This window comes from Geodermatophilus sp. YIM 151500 (genome assembly GCF_025716945.1).
In the GTDB taxonomy this organism is placed as follows: domain Bacteria; phylum Actinomycetota; class Actinomycetes; order Mycobacteriales; family Geodermatophilaceae; genus YIM-151500.
This window is the reverse complement of sequence record NZ_JAOVZT010000007.1, coordinates 100,825-119,967: the sequence shown is the minus strand read 5'-3', so window position 1 is coordinate 119,967 and position 19,143 is coordinate 100,825. Positions and strand designations below refer to the sequence as shown.

The following is a 19,143-nucleotide window of genomic DNA, read 5'->3' as shown; positions in this document are numbered from 1 at the left end:
GCCGGGCAGCGGCTCCACGCAGGTCGGGACGGCCGTTGGCCGCGGGTGCCCACCGGCGCCGCCCCGCGAGGCGGTCGCGACGAGCGGGGGCCCGGAGGGTCCCCCGAGGAACGCCGGGCAGCGGCTCCACGCAGGTCGGGACGGCCGTTGGCCGCGGTGTCGTCCGGAGGACGACCATGTCACCGCGTCAGGTGAAAACGCTGCGGCGTTGCAGGAGGAGCTGGTACAGCGAGTGCTGGATGGTCTCGCGCACCTGGTCGGTCAGGTTGAACACCAGCATCGGGTCCTCGGCCGCGTCGGGTCCGTAGGACGCGGTCTCGATGGGCTCGCCGAACGCGATCAGCCACTTCGACGGCAGCGGCAGCAGCCCGAGCGGACCGAGCAGGGGGAACGTCGGGGTGATCGGGAAGTACGGCAGGCCGAGCAGCCGGGCCGCCGTCCTGGCGTTGCCGATCATCGGGTAGATCTCCTCGGCGCCGACTATGGCGCAGGGCACGATGGGGGTGCCGGTGCGCAGGGCCGCGCTGACGAATCCTCCGCGACCGAAGCGCTGGAGCGTGTAGCGGTCGCGGAACGGCTTGCCGATGCCCTTGAAGCCCTCCGGGAAGACGCCCACGAGCTCGCCTTCGGTGAGCAGCCGCTCGACGTCCTCGGTGCAGGCGAGGGTCGCGCCGAGCTTGCGCGACAGCGCGCCGACGAAGGGCATGTCGAAGACCAGGTCGGCCCCCAGCAGCCGCAGCCGCCGCTGCGCGGGGTGGTGGTCGTGCAGGGCGACGGTGGCCATGAGCGAGTCGACCGGGAGCGTGCCGGAGTGGTTGGCCACCACCAGCGCGCCGCCCGTGGCGGGGACGTGCTCGGCGCCCTGCGTCTCCACCCGGAACCACCGGGCGAACAGCGGCCGCAGCAGCGGGAGCAGCACGTGGTCGGTCAGGTCCGGGTCGAAACCGAACTCGTCGGTGTCGTACTCGCCGGTGAGACGGCGGCGGAGGAACTCCAGCACGTCGGCGACCTGCTGCTCCCAGCCCAGGGACGGGGGCGGCGGCAGCCGTGTCTCGTCGTCGTCGGGCCGCAGCGGGATGACGCGTGCCTCAGGCATCACGCACCGCCCGCAGTCCCGGCGCCGGCGCGGGCGGGTGCAGCCGCTGCCCGACCGCCTCGACGACGTCGCCGGCGCGCCGGACGGCGTTCTCGACCCGCTCGGTGATCCCGGCCACCAGCGCCGGCGACACCACCGGCGGCACCGTCCGCGCGTAGTCGGCGAGCGCTTCGACGGTGGTGTACCGCGGTGCGTAGCCGAACTCGGTGCGCAGCACCGTCGTGTCGACGACGCGGCCGAAGTTGAGGAAGCGCATCTGCTCGGGCGAGTAGTCGACGAACCCGAACCGCCGGGTGAGCCGGCCGACCGAGCCCAGCGTCGACGTCGGGAGCGGCACCTGCACGCGTCCGAGCCGGCGGATGGCCTGGGAGAGCAGCAGGGTGCCCTCGCCGCCGACGTTCACCGTGCCGGCGAAGTGGCCCGTGGTCGCGCGGACCAGCACCGCCAGGGCGTCGTCCTCGTGCAGGAGCTGCACCCGGGCGTCGTAGCCCAGCGCCGTGGGCACCACGGGCATGCGGAAGAAGCCGGCGAGCAGCGAGTCGATGCGCGGGCCGATGAAGTTGGTGAAGCGCAGCACGGCGAGGTCGACGTCCGGACGGCGACGCCCGAAGGACCGCACGTAGCCCTCGATGTCCTGGCTGTCCTTGGCGAAGCCGCCCGAGGGCACCCGCCGCGCCTGCATCGCCTCGGTGAAGACGGCGGGGTCGCGCGGGGAGGCCCCGTACACGGCGCTGGTGGACTTCAGCACGAACCGGCGCACCGAGGGGGCCCGCTGGCAGGCGGCCAGCAGCTGCATGGAGCCGATGACGTTGAGTTCCTTCATCGGCGCGCGGCCGCCGGCACCGGCCGGCGTCGCGCTGATGTTCATGTGCACGACGGTGTCGACCGACGCCGTCGTGACCACTTTGCCGATCATCGGGTTGCGGATGTCGGCGCGCACGAACTCGGTGCGTCCGAGCCGCCGCAGCAGCGCCGGGGACGGCGGCACGGTGTCGACCCCGATGACCCGGTGGATCGCCGGGTCGGTGGCCAGCTCCGCCGCCAGGGCACCGCCCAGCCACCGGCTCACGCCGGTGACCAGGACGACCCGGGGCGGCACGAGCGTCAGCTCACTTCTTGTTGCGACGCTGCACGCGCGTCTTCTTGAGCAGCTTGCGGTGCTTCTTCTTCGCCATCCGCTTGCGCCGCTTCTTGATGACCGAACCCATGGCCTGCTCCCGACGTGGTCGCCGCGCGGGCCCGACCGGCGACCGGTGGGTCACGCCGGGCACCGTGCGAGGTGATCAGCTCGTGCGGCGGCGACCACCCCGGCACTGGGGCACGGCGCCGCTCAGCGTGCGAGAGTACCCGTCCGCCCCGCGGCGACGCTGCCGCGGGCGGACGTGGGACGACACATCGGGTGAGACCCTCCACGGGGTCCCGCCGCGGGCCTGCGAGGGGCGGGACGCAGGGCGGCCCCGTCCAGGGACCCGCCCCGAGCTCGTGAGGCACGCGGAGGGTGGGGTCCTTCTCCTCAGGCGATGTCGGTGTAGGCGTCGCGCAGGTAGTCCTGGACGGCGCGCTCCGGCACGCGGAAGGACCGGCCGACGCGGACGGCGGACAGCTCGCCGGCGTGGACGAGGCGGTACACGGTCATCTTGGAGACGCGCATCATCGCGGCGACCTCGGCCACGGTCAGGAAGGTGACGGCCGCGCGCGGGGCGGGCACCTGCGGGCGGCCGACGGGCATGGCACCCGGGTGGCCCGCGAGCGGGCGGCCGGCGGCAGCCGGCACGGGGCGGCCGATCGGACGGGGACCCGGGACACCCGGGCGGACGACGGCGGTGCGCTGGGGCATGGTCATGATCGCTTCTCCGGACCTAGCACGAGTCGGGAGCCGGCTTCCCCACCGGCTACGGGACACGCACGTGCTGACACAGAGCGTAGGGGGACGGGCGTGACTGAAGCGATGGTTGAATCGAACAGGGGGACCGGTCCGTCCTGGGCAGAAGTAGACCTATCCAGCCCGGTCGACATGTCCATCGGCGAGTCGTAGGCGACACGAACACGTTCGCTCACGGATTGTCGACATGTCGGCGGCATCGCCCGGTATCGTCACTTCCCCTCCCTGCCCAGTTCGACGGATCGGGCGTGCGCGGCCTCGATCGCCGCGATGAGGGCCGCCCGGACGCCGTGGCGCTCCAGCTCCCGCACCGCCGCGATCGTCGTCCCCCCCGGGCTGGTGACCGCCTCCCGCAGTTGCACCGGGTGCTCTCCGGAGTCGCGCAGCATCACCGCCGCGCCCAGGGCCGTCTGCACGATCAGGTCGGCGGCCAGCGCCCGGGGCAGCCCGAGCAGGATCCCTGCGTCGACCATCGCCTCGACCAGGTAGAAGAAGTAGGCCGGCCCGCTGCCCGACAGCGCGGTGACGGCGTCCTGCTGCGACTCCGGCACCCGCCGCACCCGGCCGACCGCCGCCAGCAGCTGCTCGGCCTCGTCGAGGTGGGTCTCCTCCGCGTGGGCACCGGCGGACAGCACGCTCATGCCCTCGTCCACCAGTGCCGGCGTGTTCGGCATGACCCGGACGACGGGGGTGTCGGCCGGCAGCGCCGCCTCGATGCGTGCCGTGGGGACCCCGGCCGCGACCGACACGACAAGGTGCCGGGCCGGGTCGACCGACGGCGCCAGGGCGGCCAGGAGGACGTCGATGTCCTGCGGTTTGACCGCGAGCAGGAGCACCCGCGCCCGCTGGGCGGCTCCGGCGAGATCCAGGGTGGGCACGCCGTAGCGGGCGGCGAGCTCGACGGCGCGCTCCGGGCTGCGTTCGCACACCACGATGCCCTCGCCGCCGCCGCGCCGGACCAGGCCCGACAGCAGCGCCTCGCCGATCTTGCCGCCGCCGACGATGGCCAGCCCACCGCGCACGCTCACCACGCCGGGCTCCGGACGGCGGCGCCGGGGAGCGGCGGGGCGGCAGGGCTGGTGGGTCGCGCTGGGATCGGCACGCTGCGAACCGTAGTGCGCCCCGCGTGTGCCCCTCCCGGCCCCGGGGTAGCGCGGGCCGCATGGCTGGAGAACTCAACGGGATGAAGGTCGCCGTCCTCGCGACGGACGGCGTCGAGCAGGTCGAGCTCGACCGGCCCTGGCAGGCCCTCGAGGAGGCGGGGGCGCAGCCGGAGCTGGTGGCCCTGGAGTCGGGCACGATCACCGCGTTCAACCACCTCGACAGGGGCGACACCAAGAAGGTCGACACGACCGTGGGCACGGCCGACCCCGACGAGTACGCGGCGCTGGTGCTGCCCGGCGGGGTGGCCAACGGTGACTTCGTCCGCGCCGACGCCGACGCGGTCGCCTTCGTGAAGGGGTTCTTCGACGCCGGAAAGCCGGTGGCCGCCATCTGCCACGCCCCGTGGGTGCTGGCCGAGGCCGACGTCGTCCGCGGCCGCCGGATGACCTCGTGGCCCTCGCTGCAGACCGACCTGTGCAACGCCGGCGCGGAGTGGGTGGACGAGGAGCTGGTGGTCGACGGCAACCTGACCACCAGCCGCAAGCCCGACGACCTGGACGCCTTCTGCGCCGCCATCGTCGAGCAGTTCGCCCAGGAGCCGGCCGACGGCGACGTCCGGCAGCGGGCCGACGTGGACGCCTAGCCGCTCGCGAGCAGCCCGGCGGCCGGCGCGACGGTCAGCAGGGCACCGGCGAAGACCAGCACCGCGAGCAGCCGGACGCCCATCGGTTCCCGCCCCATCCGCTGCCGCCACAGCCCCACCCCGGCGACCAGACCGGTGACCGCCAGCGGCGCGAGCAGCACGGCCGCCTGGGGCAGCATCTCCCACAGCACGTTGGCCAGGAAGTAGACGCCGACCCCGGCCGCTAGGGCGATCACCAGCTCACCGGCGAAGCGGAGCCACGCGAGCGCGCTCTCGCGCGGTCCGGCGTCTTCGAGGTCGTCGACGGCGACGTCGGCCCGCACGACCGGGATCGGGCCGGTCGACGGTTCCCCGCCGGCCGGCGACGAGCTCCGCGCGGAGGTCGTCCGGTCCCGCACCAGGCTCGACGGCGCACTCGCCGCGCGCCCCGGCCCGGTGGCCGGGGCCGCCGCGGGGCGCCGTCCGGTGACCGGCGTCGAGCCCGTGGGGACGCCGGGGGTCCGGCTCGGCCGCAGCCCGGGGATGGCGGCCGTCGACGGCTCGGGGACGGCGGGTGGTGCGCTGCGGGGCCGGTCGCCGGTGGTCGGCTCCCGGTCGCTCTTGCGCCGCTTCAACTGGCTCCCGGTGTCGGCGTCGGCCGCGGCCCGCCGCTGCCGGATGCCGGTGTCCTCCGGGTCGTCCCAGCGGCGGCGCCGGCCGGACCGGGGGGACTCGATGCCGGCCTCGCGAAGGATCTCGGCCAGCGGGCGGCCGGCCGTGTCGGGGTTCCAGTCAGGCTCGGCCATCACGCTCCTCCCAACGAGTCCAACCGGCGCAGGATGACACCTTCCCGCAGCGCCCAGGGGCAGATCCGGACAGACGGTACGTCGAGCGCCCGCATCGACGCGGTAGCGACGACCGCTCCCGCGGGAACCTGGTGCGCGCGGTCGACCGACACGCCCTCCAGCTCGCCGAGGGCATCGGACTCGATCCGCGACACGAACCCGACGAGCTGCTCGAGCGACTCCACCCGCAGCTCGCGGGGCGCCCAGATACCCGCGGAGTAGGGCGCTGCCCCCGTGAGCCGCGCGAGGGTCCGGAACGTCTTGCTCGTGGCGGCCACCAGGTCCGGCGGGCCGGCCTTGCGCAGCTTCTTGGCGGCCGGCGCCAGCAGCTCGTCGGCGTGGCTGCGGAGCTTGCCCAGCGCGGCGAGGTCGGGACGGCCACCGGAGCGCGCATCGGGCAGGAAGCGGCGGGTCATCCGGCCGGCGCCGAGCGGCAGGGAGAGGGCCACGTCGGGATCCTCGTCGAGGCCGCTGGCCAGCTCCAGCGATCCGCCGCCGATGTCGAGCACGAGCAGCCGGCCGGCGCTCCAGCCGAACCACCGGCGGACGGCGAGGAAGGTCAGCCGGGCCTCCTCCTCGCCGCTGAGCACCTGCAGGTCGACACCGGTGCGCTCGCGGATCCGGCCGAGCACCTCCAGCCCGTTCTCCGCCTCGCGGATGGCCGAGGTGACCAGGCCCATGAAGTCCTCGCAGCCGTGCCGCTGCGCGGCGTCGCACGCCTTCTGGACCGCCCGCAGCAGCGCCCGCTCCCCCGTCGTGGTCAGCAGGTCGTCCGGCCCCACGTGCTCGGCCAGCCGCAGCAACCACCGGTCGTCGTGCATCGGGGTGGGGTGCGCGCCGCGGTGGGCGTCGACGACCAGGAGGTGCACCGTGTTGGAGCCGACGTCCAGCACCCCGAGCCGCATGGGCCCATCCTGCCGGTCCCCCGGCTCCTAGGCTTGGCCGGTGCCCGAGTCCCCTCCGCCGGAGGTCCCCCTCGACTTCCCGCGCGAGTGGATCGAGTTCGCCGACCCGGCCGACCGGGAGCACGTGGTCCGCGCCGACGTGACCTGGCTCGCCTCGGCGTGGACGTGCATCTTCGGCCGCGGGTGCGCCGGCGTGGTCGCCGGGCGACCGGACGACGGCTGCTGCAGCCACGGCGCGTACCTCACCGACGAGGACGACCTGGACCGCGTCCGCGCCGCGGTGGCCGACCTGACCGACGACGACTGGCAGCTGGCCGGCGTCGGGCGGCAGGGCTGGACCGAAGAGGAGGCCGACGACGACGGCCCGCCGTCGGTGCGCACCCTCGTGGTCGACGGCGCCTGCGTCTTCCTCAACCGGCCCGGCCACCGCGGCGGCGCCGGCTGCGCGCTGCACCGGATGGCGCTGCGCACCGGGCTGCACCCGCTGACGACCAAGCCGGACGTCTGCTGGCAGTTGCCCGTGCGGCGCGAGCAGGAGCACGTCGAACGGCCCGACGGCAGTCGTGTCCTGCGGACGACGATCGGCGAGTTCGACCGTCGCGGCTGGGGCGCCGGCGGCCACGACCTGCACTGGTGGTGCACGGGGTCGCCGGACGCGCACGTCGCGCCCGAACCGTTGGTCGAGACCTACGCCGCCGAGCTCACCGCGCTCGTGGGCGCACCGGCGTACGCCGAGCTGCGCCGGTTGGTGCTAGCCCGCCTGGACCAGGGCCTCGTCGCGCCGCACCCGGCCAGCCCGCGCCCGGTGCCCGTCGAGCTGCACCGGCGCCGTCCGGCCGGTTGACCGGTCGCCGCCCCCGTCGCTCGCCGCGGCCGCCGAGGCCGCCGACCCGGCGCGGAAGGTCTGCCGGTAGGCGCGGGGCGAAACCCCCCGACGCCGGGTGAACTGCTCGCGCAGGCCGGCGGCGGTGCCGAAGCCGACCAGCCGGGCGATCTCCTCCACCGGGGCGTCACTGCCCTCCAGGAGCGCCTCGGCCGCGGCCAGCCGCCGGCCGAGCAGCCAGGCGTGCGGAGTCGTGCCCGTCGTCGACCGGAACCTCCGGGCGAAGGTGCGGGGGCTCATGAGGGCTCGGCGGGCGAGGTCGTCGACGGAGATGTCGTCGGCGAGGTGCGCCCCCGCCCACGCGAGCACCGCGCCGAGCCGGTCGTCCTCGCACTCGGCGACCGGGGCGTCGATGTACTGCGCCTGCCCGCCGTCGCGGTGCGGCGGCACCACCATCTCCCGCGCCAGCGCATTGGCCGCCGCGGCCCCCCACTCGCGGCGGACGAGGTGCAGCAGGGCGTCGACGCCGGCCGCGGTGCCGGCCCCGGTCACGATGCTGCCGTTGTCGACGTAGAGGACGGCGGGGTCGACGCGCACGGCGGGGAACCGCGCGGCCAGCTCCCCGGACCACTTCCAGTGCGTGGTCGCCCGGCAGCCGTCGAGCAGGCCGGCCGCGGCCAGCACGAAGGCACCGGTGCACTGGCTGACGATCACCGCCCCGCGGGCGTGCGCCTCCCGCAGCGCGTCGAGCAGCTGCGGCGACGGGACGCGGTCGATCACCTCCCACGCGGTGATCGTCACGATGTCGGAGCGGACCAGCCGGTCGAGCCCGTGCTCCACGGTGATCGGGATGCCGGTGTCGGTGCGCAGCACTCCCGGCCGCTCGGCGACCAGGCCGAAGTCGAAGGCCGGCAGGCCCTTCGCGCGGTGGTCGTAGCCGAACACCTCGGCGGCCACGCCCAGGCCGAAGGTGCCCACGAGACCGTCGGCGACGAGGACGCTCACGACGAGCGGGCGGTCGGATGCGCGCATGACCTCAGTGTGGCAGAAAACTTGCGAAAGTGGTCGGTCCCGCCACTCGTGCATCCCCGCAGCGGGGAGCACGCTCTTCCCATGTTGCTGATCACCTGCCCCGTCACCCGGACCGACGAGCTGGTCGCCGACCGACGCGTGGTCGCGGTGGCCAACCACCCCACGCACATCGCCATGACCGTCGCGTGCCCCTGCGGCCGCACGCACGTCTACCGGACCGGACGTCGCTGGGAGGAGCGCCGGACCCCGCAGCTGCCGGCGCCGTCCCCGGCCCGGGAGGCGCGGACGCTGGTTCCGGCCTAGACTCGAACACATGAGCGAAGACGCCGCCCGCACCGGCCAGCCCGGCGACCCGACCGCCGAGAAGGACCCGGCGGACTGGGTGACCGGCGACGAACCGGCCACCGGTGCCCAGAAGAGCTACCTGTCGACCCTGGCCCGCGAGGCCGGCGAGCAGGTGCCCGACGACCTCAGCAAGGCCGACGCCTCGCGTCGCATCGAGGAACTGAAGGACGAGACCGGCAGGTGACCGGTCGGCGGGTCGCGAAGCCATCCGCCGACCGGGGCCGCCCGCCCGGGCCCGGAGGATGAGCGCGGTGGAGCCGCTCCACCCCCTCGCGGCGGCCGCTCCGCCTCGCCGGCGGAGCCGCGTTCAGGCTTCGAGCTTGTAGCCCAGGCCGCGCACGGTGAGCAGGTACTTGGGATTCGCCGGGTCGGGCTCGATCTTGGCCCGCAGCCGCTTGACGTGGACGTCGAGGGTCTTGGTGTCGCCGACGTAGTCCGAGCCCCACACCCGGTCGATCAGCTGGCCGCGGGTCAGCACGCGGCCCGCGTTGCGGAGGAGCAGCTCCAGCAGGTCGAACTCCTTGAGCGGGAGGGGCACCGGCTCGCCGTCCACCGCGACCACGTGCCGTTCGACGTCCATCCGCACCGGGCCGGCCTCGAGCACCGCGTCGCCGGCCGGCTCGGCGTCCGTGCGGCGACGCAGCACGGCGCGGATCCGCGCGACGAGCTCGCGCGCCGAGTACGGCTTGGTGACGTAGTCGTCGGCCCCCAGTTCCAGGCCCACGACCTTGTCGATCTCGGCGTCCTTCGCGGTGAGCATGATGATCGGCACGTTGCTGCGCGCGCGCAGCGCCCGGCAGACCTCGGTGCCCGGCAGGCCGGGCAGCATGAGGTCCAGCAGGACGACGTCGGCCCCCCCGCGGTCGAACTCGGCCAGCGCGTCGTGACCGTTCGCGGCCACCACGGCGTCGTAGCCCTCGCGCCGCAACATGTACGACAGCGCGTCGGAGAACGACTCCTCGTCCTCCACCACCAGCACTCGGGTCATGCCCGTCCTCTCCCCACGGCCGGCTCCCTGCCGTCCGTCCGTCCAGCCCGCCCGGCTCCGGCCGCCAGCGGGATGCGCAGCGTGAACGTCGAGCCGAGCCCTTCCTCGCTCCACACCGACACCGAGCCGCCGTGGTTGCTGGCCACGTGCTTGACGATGGCCAGGCCCAGACCGGTCCCGCCGGTGGTGCTCGCCCGGGACTGGTCGACGCGGTAGAAGCGCTCGAAGATCCGGTTGCGGTCCTCGCGCGGGATCCCGATCCCGCTGTCGGTGACCACGATCTCGGCCGAGCCGGCCCGGGCCCGGGCGGCCACCGCGATCCGCGTGCCTTGCGGGCTGTAGGTCACCGCATTGCCGAGCAGGTTGGTCACGGCCGTGATCAGCTGTGATTCGACGCCGCGCACCACGAGCCCCGGCACCCCGCCGACGGCGATCTCGATCTGCTTGGCCGCCGCGGCCATGCGCGTCCGGTCGACGGCCTCGGCCAGCACGGTGTCGACGTCGACCGGCTCGAGGGTCGGCATCGGCTCGCCGCCCTGCAGTCGGGAGAGGTCGATGAGCTCGCGCACCAGCCGGCCCAGCCGGTCGGCCTCGTGGGCCATCCGGCTGGCGAACCGCTGCACCGTCTCCGGGTCGTCGGCGGCACCGAGGATGGCCTCGGCAAGCAGCGCCAGCGCGCCGACCGGCGTCTTCAGCTCGTGGCTGACGTTCGCCACGAAGTCCCGACGCACGGCCTCGACCCGCCGGGCCTCGGTGAGGTCCTGCAGCACCAGCACCACGGGCGCGGAGCCGTCGTCACCGAGCCGCCCGTCGAACCCGTCGCCACCCAACCGGACACCGCGCACACCGACCAGCCGCGGATCGGAGCCGGCCAGCTCGCCGGGGAGGCGCACCTCTCCCCGGCGGTCGCTGCCGGCGGCGACGTCGTGGACCAGGTCCAGCAGCTCGGGCACCTGCAACCGGGTCCGGCGCACGATCCCCAGCCGCCGCGCCGATGCGTTGGCCAGCAGCACGGAGTCGTCGGCGGCGACGAGCAGGACGGCCGGGTCGATGGCGTCCAGCAGCCGCTGCACGACGGCCCGGTCGGGCAGCGTCCCCTCCTCGGCGGAGGCGCGGGTCCGGTCACCGGCGGCGCCCGTGCCCAACCGCCGGGCGCGCAGCACGAGGGCGGCGCCCAGCACCGCCCCCAGGACGGCCCCGAGGAGGAGGGCCACCAGCGGACTCACGACCCGATGCTAGATCGACAACGCGGGCCGTCGGGGCCGTCCGAGGGGCGGTTCACCCCCGTCCGGCAGCACTGTTCACCTCCGGGGACCGGTGCGTTCACCCGGACCCGCCCGCGAGCCGCGCGGATCGGCCTAGGCTCGGCCGCAGGCGTGGCGGGGCCCGGTCGTGGGCACCGTCACCTCAGGGCCGCAGAGCGGTCGAGGACGAGGAGGACGGCGATGCGCGACAGCTACCGCGAGGAACTCGACGACATCAACAACTGCCTGGTCGAGATGGCCAACTCGGTCGGCTCGGCGATGAGCACCGCGACCACCGCGCTGCTCGACGCCGACGTCGCCCTGGCCGACCTGGTCATCGCCGGCGACGAGCAGATCGACGCGGCCCGGGAGAGCATCGACCAGCGCTGCTTCACCCTGCTCGCCCGGCAGCAGCCGGTCGCCGGGGACCTCCGCCTCATCACGACCACCATGCGCATCGTGAGCGACCTGGAGCGGATGGGCGACCTCGCCGAGCACATCGCGAAGATCGCCCGGATGCGCTTCCCCGAGTCGGCCATCCCGCAGGACGTGCGCCCGGCCTTCCTCGAGGCCGGCCACATCGCCGAGATGCTCATCAGCAAGGCCGCCACGGTCATCGCGAAGCACGACCTGCAGGCCGCCGCCGAGCTGGAGACCGACGACGACGCGATGGACCGGCTGCACCGCGGCCTGTTCCGCCAGCTGCTCTCCGACGACTGGGAGCACGGCATCGAGACGGCCATCGACATCACGCTGCTCGGCCGGTTCTACGAGCGGTTCGCCGACCACGCGGTGAGCGTGGCGCGGCGGGTCGCCTACCTCGTCACCGGCGAGCGCCACGCCCACCAGCCGACCGCGGGCTGAGCAGCGCGGGGTCGTCGACGGTCGGGCACGTCGGCTCTCGCGGTGCCCCCCGCACGCCGCCCCCCGCGGGTCGGGGTGCGGCACCGCGGGAGCCGGGCTGACCGGGCGGTCGCGCCCTACTTCCGGCCCTGGTTCTTCACCGCTTCGATGGCGGCCGCGGCGGCCTCCGGGTCGAGGTACTCGCCGCCGGTCTTCACCGGGCGGAGGTCGGCGTCCAGGTCGTAGCGCAGCGGGACACCGGTCGGGATGTTCAGCCCGACGACCTCCTCGTCACCCATGCCGTCGAGGTGCTTGACCAGGGCCCGGAGGCTGTTGCCGTGCGCGGCGACCAGCACGGTGGCGCCGGTGCGCAGGTCGGGCACGATCGCGTCGTACCAGTACGGCAGCATCCGGACGACGACGTCGGCGAGGCACTCGGTCGCCGGGCGGGCCTCCGGCGGCAGCGCGGCGTAGCGCGGGTCGTCGTCCTGGTCGTACTCGCTGCCCCGCTCGATCGGCGGCGGCGGCGTGTCGTAGGACCGGCGCCAGACCATGAACTGTTCCTCGCCGTACTCGGCGAGGGTCGCCGCCTTGTCCTTGCCCTGCAGCGCCCCGTAGTGGCGCTCGTTGAGCCGCCACGAGCGGCGCACCGGGATCCACGACCGGCCGGCCTCGGCGAGCGCGAGCTCGGCGGTGGAGATGGCCCGGACGAGCACCGAGGTGTGCACGACGTCGGGCAGCAGCCCCTGCTCGGCGAGCAGCGCGCCGCCGCGGGTCGCCTCGGCCCGCCCCTTCTCCGACAACGGGACGTCGACCCAGCCGGTGAACAGGTTCGCCTTGTTCCACTCGCTCTCGCCGTGACGTAGCAGCACCAGCGTGCCGGGGCTGGTCGGCTGGGACGTCGGCGTGATGGACGCGGTCACGCCGCCATCCTGCCGGACCCGGCGCCCGTCGGCCCGGTCGGGTTTCATCCGGTCAGCAGCGGCCAGACCAGCCAGAGCTCGTAGACGAGCGGCGGGAGGACGCCGAGCAGCAGCCACGGGCTGCGCACCCGGCGGGCCGCGCCCCAGCGCACCGCGCCGACCAGGGCGACGGAGCACGCGACGGCTGCCAGCAGCCAGAGCACGACGGCGCCGACGTCGACGCGCAGCAGCTGGGCGAGGCCGATCTGGACCGCGCACAGCACCAGCGGGTAGGCGAGGGCCGAGGCCGCGACCACCCCGACGAGCGCCCGGAACCGTTCCTGCGTCGCGCCGTCCTGCACCCCGGCCACGCTAACGGCCGCCGGGCCCCACGTCTGCCGGGTGAACGGCCGCGGCCCGGCGGCCGCGGCGCCGGGTCACCCCGAGGGGTGGGCGACACCCTGCCGGCGTGCGTGCCGTCGCGCCGCGGGGCCCCGGCGTACCCGGCGGTCGCGGCGTCCGGGCAGCCACACGGCGACGACGATCGCGGCGACCAGGCTGGCGGCCGCGGTCCCGACGGCGGTCACGTGCATCGCCGCGACGAACGCATCGCGGGCGGGGTCGATGATCGCACCGGCCGCACCGGCCGCCTCACCGTCCGCCCCCTCCCGCACCCGGCGGACCGCCTCGAGCGTCGCGACGATCGAGCGGCCGGCCTCCGCCCGCTCGCCCGGGGGGAGCGCCTCGACGAGCGGACCCACGCGCGCGGCGTAGGCCGACGCCAGCAGCGAGCCCAGGACGGCGACGCCGAGCGCGCCGCCGACCTGGCGCACCGAGTTGTTCACCGCGGCCCCGGCACCGGCACGCTCCCGCGGGACGACGGACATGATCGATTCGGTCGCCGGCGCCATCACCGAGCCCATGCCGATGCCCTGCACGGCGAGCACGACCAGCAGCAGCCACAGCGGCGAGGTGCGGTCGAGCAACTGCATGCCGGCGAACGACGTGGCGATGAGCAGGAAGCCGGTGCCGCAGACGGCCTTCGCGCCGTAACGCCCGGCCAGCTTCGAGCTCTGCGGCGCCGTCACCGCCATGCCGAGCGCCACCGGGATCAGCGTGGCACCGCTCTCCAGCGGGCTGTAGCCGCGGACGCCCTGCAGGTAGTAGACGATGTAGAAGGTGGCGCCCATCAGGGCGAAGAAGTTCAGCCCGAGCGCGCCGGCCGCGGCGGAGAACGCCGGGTTGCGGAACAGCGACACGTCGAGGGCGGGATGGCGCGACCGCCGCTGCGACCAGACGAACAGCGCCAGCAGCGCCAGCCCGCCGACCAGGGGGACGAGCACGCCGGGCGCGGTCCAGCCCTCGCCGGAGCCGCCGCGGATGATGCCGTACACCAGGCCGGCGAGGGCGGCGATGGAGAGCAGGACGCCGGGCACGTCGAGCCGCCCCGGATCGGGATCCCGGGACTCCGGGACGACGGCCAGCGTGCCGGCCATCGCGAGGAGGGCGACCGGGACGCCGAGCAGGAACACCGCGCCCCACCAGAAGTGCACGAGCACGGCGCCGCCGGCCAGCGGCCCGCCCGCGACCGCCAGCCCCGCCGCCCCCGCCCAGACGCCGATCGCCCGCCCGCGCTCGGCCGGCGGGAAGACGTTGGTGATGACCGCGAGAGTGGCCGGCTGCACCGCCGCCCCACCGACGCCCATGACCGCGCGCCAGGCGATCAGCTGCAGGGGGCCGTCGCAGAAGGCCGCCATCACCGAGCCGGAGGTGAAGACCGCCAGCCCGATCAGCAGCACGCGGCGGCGGCCGATGCGGTCGCCGATGACGCCCCAGGAGAACAGCAGGCCCGCGAAGACGAGGATGTAGGCGTCGACGGCCCACTGCAGCTCCCCGTGGGTGGCGCCCAGTTCCCGCTGCAGCGTGGGCAGCGCGACGTTGAGGATCGTGTTACCCATGATCACCACGAGCAGGCACACCGTCATCGTGGCCAGCACCCACCACCGGCGCTCGTAGCCGGGACGGACCTCCTCGGAGGCCGGCGGGAGGGGGTGGCCGGGAGCCGTCACCGGTCGCCGTCCGGGGCGCCCCCCGGATCGGCGCCGGACCGGCGCGACGGGTCGGCGCCGGACCGGCGCGACGGGTCGGCGAAGGCGGCGAACGCCTCCAGGTTGCGCAGCGACTCCCCGCGCTTGACCCGCCACTCCCACTCCTTGCGGATCGAGCTGCCGAAGCCGATCTCGAGCATCGTGTTGAAGTGGTCGTCGGCGTAGGACAGCACCGCGCCGAGCACCCGGTCGAGTTCCTCGGGCGTGACCGCCGCGTGCGGCAGGCGGCCGGTCAGGTAGACGTCGCCCACGCTGTCGATCGAGTAGGCGACGCCGTACATGCGGGCGTTGTGCTGCAGCAGGTAGGTCCACAGCTGCTCGCGGTTCTCGTCGGGCTGCCGGCAGACGAACGCCTCCACCCGCAGCGCGTGCTCGCCGACGATGAGGCCGCACACGGTCTTGAGCTTCTGCGTGCCCGGCAGGTCGACCAGCCACCGACCCGGCGCCGGGTGCTCGTGCGCCAACTCGCTGTCGCGCAGCGTCGCCTCGATCACGTCGTCGAGGTCGGCGACGAGCCGCTCGTCGCTCATGGCGCCACCTCCCTCCCGGGTCGCACCGCCGTCCGTGTCACCGGGCCACCTGCGCGCCGGGCACGGCCCGCAGCGGGCCGATCCGGCCGGGCCTCAGCCGCAGCGCGGCCCGCGCGAACTCGTTGCCCGCCGACGCGTACGCCTCGACGAGCGCGTCGACGGTCCGGTCCCACGAGAAGCGCGCCGCGTGCCGCCGGGCACCGGCGGCGAGCAGTTCGCGCCGGCCGAGCACGGAGCGCAGCGCGGCTGCGTAGCCGGCCGGGTCGTGGCCGTCGACCAGCACGCCGGAGACGCCGTCGCGGACCGCCGTCCGCAGCCCGCCGACGGCGGCCGCGACGACCGGGGTGCGGCAGGCCTGCGCCTCCAGCGCGACCAGGCCGAAGGACTCGCTGTGGCTGGGGACGACGGTCACGTCGGCCGCGCGGTAGTGGTCGGTGAGCCGGTCGGGCGGCTGCGGCGGCAGGAAGCGGACGACGTCGGCGATGCCGAGTGCCGCGGCGCGGTCCTCCAGCTGGCGCGGCGCGGCCAGGCCCGTCCCGCTGGGCGCCCCGATGACGTGCACCCGGAGCCGGTCACGCAGGCCCGGATCGTCGTCCAGCATCCGGGCGGCGGCGTCCAGGAGCACGTCGGGCGCCTTCAGCGGCTGGATCCGGCCGACGAAGAGCAGCACGACGGCGTCGTCGGCGACGCCGACGGCGCGGCGCGCGGCGGCGCGGTCACCGGGGGCGAAGCGGTCGAGGTCGACCCCCGGCGGGACGACGAGGGTCCGCTCCGGATCGGCGCCGTAGTGCACGCGCAGCTGACGGGCCTCCTCCTCGGTGTTGGCGACGAGCCGGTCAGCCTCCGCGACCACCTGCTGCTCGCCGATCACCCGGGCCCGCGGCTCGGGCCGGTCGCCCTCGGCCAGCGCGGCGTTCTTCACCTTGGCGAGGGTGTGCGCGGTGTGGATGAGCGGCACGCTCCACCGGTCGCGGGCCAGCCAGCCGACCTGGCCGGACAGCCAGTAGTGCGAGTGCACGACGTCGTAGTGGCCCGGCTCGTGCTGCGCTTCTTCGCGGAGGACGGCGGCGGTGAACGCGCACAACTGCGCGGGCAGCTCCTCCTTGCCGAGGTCCTCGAACGGGCCGGCGCTCACGTGCCGCACGGTGACGCCCGGGACCATCTCGACGACCGGCGGCAGGTCGCTGGAGGTGGCCCGGGTGAAGACGTCGACGGCGATGCCCCGCGCGGCGAGCCGGCGGGACACCTCGACGATGTAGACGTTCATGCCGCCCGCGTCGCCGGCGCCCGGCTGGTCGAGGGGGCTGGTGTGCACCGAGAGCGTCGCCACCCGCCGCGGCAGACCGGGGCCGGGTAGGCGACGAGCGGGCACCCCTGCGACCTCCCGCCCTGCTGCGCTGCCGGGGCCCGGAGGCACCCCTGTCGGATGTCCATGGTGCAACAGCGCCAGGAGCGCCACATGTCCGGACCCGCATCCCCGCCGCCGTACGCCGGCCGCTCCCGGCACCGGCCGGGCCGCCGTCGTCCCCCGCGCGTCCGACGGAACCCGGGCGGCAACCCGCGCGATGCCTGGCTGCGGGGCGGTCCGACGTCGTCCTGAGGACGGGGCCGCAGCACCGGCCGACCGCCCCGAGGAGGTGGCACCGCGCCGGCGGACGTGACCGATCCCACGTCGGCGGCGGCCGTCGGCGCTCTCGACCGGGGTCGACGTGCCGACGTCCGGGGCCGGGCTCAGCGTGACGGGGGACGGCGCCTGGCCGCGGTCGTCGCCGGGACGAGCGGGGGCCCGGAGGGTCCCCCGAGGAGCGGCGGAAGCGGCTCAGCGTGACGGGGGACGGCGCCCGGCCGCGGTCGGAGCCCGGTAGGGCGACAGTGTCACGGCGCGACCGCGGTGGGTTCGCGGGTGAGGGTCACCCCGAAGCGCTCCTGGACGGCCGCGGCCACCCGGTCGGCGAAGGCGAGCAGCTCGGTCGCCGACGCCCCTGGTTCGGTGGTCAGCGCCAGGCTGTGCTTGCTCGACGTGCCGACCCGCCCCTCGCGGGTGCCGCGGCCGAAGCCCGCGTGCTGAACCAGCCAGGCGGCGCTGAGCTTGACCAGCCCGTCCCCGGCCGGCCAGGTCGGGCAGCCCGTCACGGCCCGGTCGGACGGCACGATCGGGTTGGTGAAGAACGACCCGGCGCTCCGGCTGTCGGGGTCGCCGGGGTCGAGCACCATCCCCTTCCCCCGGCGGAGCTCGAGCACCGCGGCCCGGACGTCGGTCAGCGGCGCGGTGCCGCCCACCTCGATGCCCAGCCGCCGCGCCAGCTCGGCGTAGGTGACCGGGCGGGAGACCGGGCTCGGGTGCAGCAGGAAGGTGACGTCGAGGACGACGAACCGGCCCGGCTCGCGCTTGAGCCGGCTGTCGCGGTAGTCGAACCCGCACTCGGCGGGCGGCAGGGTGCGCTCGACCTTCTCCGCGCGGTCCCAGACCCGGACGGCGGTGATCGTCTGCGCCACCTCCTGGCCGTAGGCGCCCACGTTCTGCACCGGCGTGGCGCCGGTCGACCCGGGGATGCCGGCCAGGGCCTCCATCCCGGCCAGCCCCTCCTCGACGGTGCGCGCGACCAGGGTGTCCCAGTCCTCACCCGCCGCCACCCGCAGCCGGTCGGCGGAGCGGTCGACTCCGCGGGTGCGCACGGCCACCACGTCGCCGGGCCAGCCGTCGTCCGGGGCGACCACGTTGGAGCCGCCGCCCAGCACCAGCAGCGGCCGCCCGGCCTCGTCGGCCTCGCGGACGGCGGAGACGAGCTCCGCGGCGTCGGTGACCTCGACGAGCCGGTCGATCGGGCCGCCGACGGCCAGCGTGGTGAGCTCGGCCAGCCGGGCATCGCGTCGCACGTGCACGCAGCCACGCTAACCGCGCGGCGCCGGACCGCCGGGCGACCCGGGGCGACTACCCTCCGGACCGGTGAGCGGCCCGGGCAGCGAGCACAAGCAGCGTGCCACGCTCGACCCGTCCGGTCCGGGACGCCGTCGGGCGCCCCGGCTGGCCGCGGGCCGGGCGCGGGCGCTGGGCCTGCCCACGCGTGGCACGACGAACGCGAACCGGCTGCGCCGCGTGGACCGCTGGCTGCTGGCGACGCAACTGCCCCGCCTGCGTGACGCCGCCCACCCGCTCGTCGTCGACCTCGGCTACGGCTCCTCGGCGGTCACCACGCTGGAGCTCGCCGACCGGCTCGGCGCCCGGGTCCCCGGGCTCGAGGTGGTGGGTCTGGAGATCGACCCGGCACGGGTCGAGGCCGTGGCCGCCGAGCGCGATCCCCCGCGGGTCGACTTCCGCGTCGGCGGCTTCGAGCTGGCCGGGCTGCGGCCGGTGCTCGTGCGGGCCTTCAACGTGCTGCGGCAGTACGACGAGGCGTCGGCCGCGCGAGCGGAAGGGACCATGCGCGCCGCGCTCGCGCCCGGCGGGCTGCTGGTCGAGGGCACCTGCGACGAGTGGGGACGCCGGGCCGCCTGGGTCGCCCTCGACCGGGACGGGCCGCTGACGCTCACGATCTCCACGCGGGTGTCCGGACTCGACGCGCCGTCCGACCTCGCCGAGCGGCTGCCCAAGGCGCTCATCCACCGCAACGTGCCCGGCGAGCCGGTGCACGACTTCCTGCGGGCCTTCGACGCGGCGTGGGCGGCGGCCGCCGGCCTGTCGGCCTTCGGGCCGCGGCAGCGCTGGGCGGCCGCGGTCGGCGCGCTCGCCGAGCAGGGCTGGCCGGTCGTCGGGCCGGCCCGGCGGTGGCGGGACGGCGAGATCACGGTGCGCTGGTCGGCGGTCGCCCCGGCCTGACCGGGCCGCCGTCCGCCGCCCGGTCCGGCGTGCACGGGACCGGACGGCCCCGCCGGC

General features: G+C 75.3%; 22 protein-coding genes. 6 read left to right on the top strand and 16 right to left on the bottom strand.

Annotated features, from left to right (window positions below; translation table 11 throughout):
* Nucleotides 1–187 precede the first annotated feature (187 nt).
* The 5 genes from OF117_RS13645 to proC form a co-directional block, all read right to left on the bottom strand.
* A complete protein-coding gene (locus OF117_RS13645; RefSeq protein ID WP_263553390.1) occupies nt 188–1,096 on the bottom strand; it encodes a lysophospholipid acyltransferase family protein in 909 nt (302 codons plus the stop codon).
* Complete coding sequence (locus OF117_RS13640; RefSeq protein ID WP_263553389.1) at nt 1,089–2,195, bottom strand: NAD-dependent epimerase/dehydratase family protein; 1,107 nt, start codon at nt 2,193–2,195, stop codon at nt 1,089–1,091. Before OF117_RS13640 ends, OF117_RS13645 begins: the two co-directional genes overlap by 8 nt.
* Nucleotides 2,196–2,205: 10 nt before the next feature.
* Nucleotides 2,206–2,304, bottom strand: coding sequence for a 30S ribosomal protein bS22 (locus OF117_RS13635; protein ID WP_012854759.1), 99 nt, complete (start codon nt 2,302–2,304; stop codon nt 2,206–2,208).
* A gap of 305 nt (nt 2,305–2,609) precedes the next feature.
* The gene (locus tag OF117_RS13630) at nt 2,610–2,825 is read right to left on the bottom strand and encodes a helix-turn-helix domain-containing protein (RefSeq protein ID WP_263553494.1); all 216 of its coding nucleotides are present in this window, start codon (nt 2,823–2,825) and stop codon (nt 2,610–2,612) included.
* 365 nt (nt 2,826–3,190) lie between these two features.
* Nucleotides 3,191–4,009: a pyrroline-5-carboxylate reductase gene (gene proC, locus OF117_RS13625; RefSeq protein ID WP_263553388.1), complete on the bottom strand. Its 819-nt coding sequence runs from the start codon at nt 4,007–4,009 to the stop codon at nt 3,191–3,193.
* 131 nt (nt 4,010–4,140) lie between these two features.
* On the opposite strand from proC, the gene OF117_RS13620 reads away from it, so the two are divergent.
* Nucleotides 4,141–4,725, top strand: a complete 585-nt coding sequence (locus tag OF117_RS13620) for a type 1 glutamine amidotransferase domain-containing protein (RefSeq protein ID WP_263553387.1) — start codon at nt 4,141–4,143, stop codon at nt 4,723–4,725.
* Here the strand turns inward: OF117_RS13620 and OF117_RS13615 are convergent.
* Both OF117_RS13615 and OF117_RS13610 read right to left on the bottom strand, forming a co-directional pair.
* On the bottom strand, nt 4,722–5,510 hold the full coding sequence (locus OF117_RS13615; RefSeq protein ID WP_263553386.1) for a hypothetical protein: 789 nt from the start codon (nt 5,508–5,510) through the stop codon (nt 4,722–4,724). The two genes, OF117_RS13620 and OF117_RS13615, sit on opposite strands and share 4 nt — an antisense overlap.
* Entirely contained in the window at nt 5,510–6,454 is a 945-nt protein-coding gene (locus tag OF117_RS13610; protein WP_263553385.1) for a Ppx/GppA phosphatase family protein, read from the bottom strand. The genes OF117_RS13615 and OF117_RS13610 overlap by 1 nt, the downstream gene beginning before the upstream one ends.
* A 40-nt stretch (nt 6,455–6,494) precedes the next feature.
* Here OF117_RS13610 and OF117_RS13605 point away from each other — a divergent pair, with 40 nt between their 5' ends.
* The gene (locus OF117_RS13605) at nt 6,495–7,298 is read left to right on the top strand and encodes a hypothetical protein (protein WP_263553384.1); all 804 of its coding nucleotides are present in this window, start codon (nt 6,495–6,497) and stop codon (nt 7,296–7,298) included.
* Here the strand turns inward: OF117_RS13605 and OF117_RS13600 are convergent.
* Complete coding sequence (locus OF117_RS13600; RefSeq protein WP_263553383.1) at nt 7,206–8,309, bottom strand: helix-turn-helix domain-containing protein; 1,104 nt, start codon at nt 8,307–8,309, stop codon at nt 7,206–7,208. The two genes, OF117_RS13605 and OF117_RS13600, sit on opposite strands and share 93 nt — an antisense overlap.
* A gap of 81 nt (nt 8,310–8,390) precedes the next feature.
* On the opposite strand from OF117_RS13600, the gene OF117_RS13595 reads away from it, so the two are divergent.
* Nucleotides 8,391–8,612, top strand: a complete 222-nt coding sequence (locus OF117_RS13595; RefSeq protein WP_263553382.1) for a hypothetical protein — start codon at nt 8,391–8,393, stop codon at nt 8,610–8,612.
* Nucleotides 8,613–8,622: 10 nt separating this feature from the next.
* On the top strand, nt 8,623–8,838 hold the full coding sequence (locus tag OF117_RS13590) for a DUF3072 domain-containing protein (RefSeq protein WP_263553381.1): 216 nt from the start codon (nt 8,623–8,625) through the stop codon (nt 8,836–8,838).
* A 123-nt stretch (nt 8,839–8,961) separates the two neighbouring features.
* Here OF117_RS13590 and OF117_RS13585 read toward each other — a convergent pair whose 3' ends face one another.
* Both OF117_RS13585 and OF117_RS13580 read right to left on the bottom strand, forming a co-directional pair.
* Entirely contained in the window at nt 8,962–9,642 is a 681-nt protein-coding gene (locus OF117_RS13585; protein WP_263553380.1) for a response regulator transcription factor, read from the bottom strand.
* The gene (locus OF117_RS13580; protein ID WP_263553379.1) at nt 9,639–10,868 is read right to left on the bottom strand and encodes a sensor histidine kinase; all 1,230 of its coding nucleotides are present in this window, start codon (nt 10,866–10,868) and stop codon (nt 9,639–9,641) included. The genes OF117_RS13585 and OF117_RS13580 overlap by 4 nt, the downstream gene beginning before the upstream one ends.
* A 219-nt stretch (nt 10,869–11,087) precedes the next feature.
* Between OF117_RS13580 and phoU the strand changes: the two genes are divergently transcribed.
* Nucleotides 11,088–11,750, top strand: coding sequence for a phosphate signaling complex protein PhoU (gene phoU, locus OF117_RS13575; RefSeq protein WP_263553378.1), 663 nt, complete (start codon nt 11,088–11,090; stop codon nt 11,748–11,750).
* A 116-nt stretch (nt 11,751–11,866) separates the two neighbouring features.
* Here the strand turns inward: phoU and OF117_RS13570 are convergent, their stop codons facing one another.
* From OF117_RS13570 to OF117_RS13545, 6 genes are all read right to left on the bottom strand, one after another.
* Nucleotides 11,867–12,652 carry a phosphoglyceromutase gene (locus tag OF117_RS13570; protein WP_318014248.1) on the bottom strand — a complete coding sequence of 262 codons (786 nt, stop codon included), beginning with the start codon at nt 12,650–12,652 and terminating at the stop codon, nt 11,867–11,869.
* Nucleotides 12,653–12,696: 44 nt separating this feature from the next.
* Nucleotides 12,697–12,993, bottom strand: a complete 297-nt coding sequence (locus OF117_RS13565; RefSeq protein WP_263553377.1) for a hypothetical protein — start codon at nt 12,991–12,993, stop codon at nt 12,697–12,699.
* Between the two features lie 75 nt (nt 12,994–13,068).
* On the bottom strand, nt 13,069–14,700 hold the full coding sequence (locus OF117_RS13560) for an MFS transporter (RefSeq protein ID WP_263553376.1): 1,632 nt from the start codon (nt 14,698–14,700) through the stop codon (nt 13,069–13,071).
* A complete protein-coding gene (locus tag OF117_RS13555) occupies nt 14,697–15,269 on the bottom strand; it encodes a YbjN domain-containing protein (RefSeq protein WP_263553375.1) in 573 nt (190 codons plus the stop codon). The genes OF117_RS13560 and OF117_RS13555 overlap by 4 nt, the downstream gene beginning before the upstream one ends.
* A 37-nt stretch (nt 15,270–15,306) precedes the next feature.
* Nucleotides 15,307–16,641: a D-inositol-3-phosphate glycosyltransferase gene (mshA, locus tag OF117_RS13550; protein ID WP_263553374.1), complete on the bottom strand. Its 1,335-nt coding sequence runs from the start codon at nt 16,639–16,641 to the stop codon at nt 15,307–15,309.
* A gap of 503 nt (nt 16,642–17,144) precedes the next feature.
* Nucleotides 17,145–18,152 carry a UDP-N-acetylmuramate dehydrogenase gene (locus OF117_RS13545; protein WP_263553373.1) on the bottom strand — a complete coding sequence of 336 codons (1,008 nt, stop codon included), beginning with the start codon at nt 18,150–18,152 and terminating at the stop codon, nt 17,145–17,147.
* A gap of 64 nt (nt 18,153–18,216) precedes the next feature.
* On the opposite strand from OF117_RS13545, the gene OF117_RS13540 reads away from it, so the two are divergent.
* Nucleotides 18,217–19,086, top strand: coding sequence for a class I SAM-dependent methyltransferase (locus OF117_RS13540; RefSeq protein ID WP_263553372.1), 870 nt, complete (start codon nt 18,217–18,219; stop codon nt 19,084–19,086).
* Nucleotides 19,087–19,143: the final 57 nt, after the last annotated feature.

Excerpts from the sequence above, each read along its gene's own strand:
- OF117_RS13645 (WP_263553390.1), bottom strand. The coding sequence starts at position 1,096 with ATGCCTGAGGCACGCGTCATCCCGCTGCGGCCCGACGACGACGAGACA.
- OF117_RS13635 (WP_012854759.1), bottom strand. The coding sequence starts at position 2,304 with ATGGGTTCGGTCATCAAGAAGCGGCGCAAGCGGATGGCGAAGAAGAAG.
- OF117_RS13630 (WP_263553494.1), bottom strand. The coding sequence starts at position 2,825 with ATGCCCGTCGGCCGCCCGCAGGTGCCCGCCCCGCGCGCGGCCGTCACC.
- OF117_RS13620 (WP_263553387.1), top strand. The coding sequence starts at position 4,141 with ATGGCTGGAGAACTCAACGGGATGAAGGTCGCCGTCCTCGCGACGGAC.
- OF117_RS13615 (WP_263553386.1), bottom strand. The coding sequence starts at position 5,510 with ATGGCCGAGCCTGACTGGAACCCCGACACGGCCGGCCGCCCGCTGGCC.
- OF117_RS13610 (WP_263553385.1), bottom strand. The coding sequence starts at position 6,454 with ATGCGGCTCGGGGTGCTGGACGTCGGCTCCAACACGGTGCACCTCCTG.
- OF117_RS13600 (WP_263553383.1), bottom strand. The coding sequence starts at position 8,309 with ATGCGCGCATCCGACCGCCCGCTCGTCGTGAGCGTCCTCGTCGCCGAC.
- OF117_RS13595 (WP_263553382.1), top strand. The coding sequence starts at position 8,391 with ATGTTGCTGATCACCTGCCCCGTCACCCGGACCGACGAGCTGGTCGCC.
- OF117_RS13590 (WP_263553381.1), top strand. The coding sequence starts at position 8,623 with ATGAGCGAAGACGCCGCCCGCACCGGCCAGCCCGGCGACCCGACCGCC.
- OF117_RS13585 (WP_263553380.1), bottom strand. The coding sequence starts at position 9,642 with ATGACCCGAGTGCTGGTGGTGGAGGACGAGGAGTCGTTCTCCGACGCG.
- phoU (WP_263553378.1), top strand. The coding sequence starts at position 11,088 with ATGCGCGACAGCTACCGCGAGGAACTCGACGACATCAACAACTGCCTG.
- OF117_RS13555 (WP_263553375.1), bottom strand. The coding sequence starts at position 15,269 with ATGAGCGACGAGCGGCTCGTCGCCGACCTCGACGACGTGATCGAGGCG.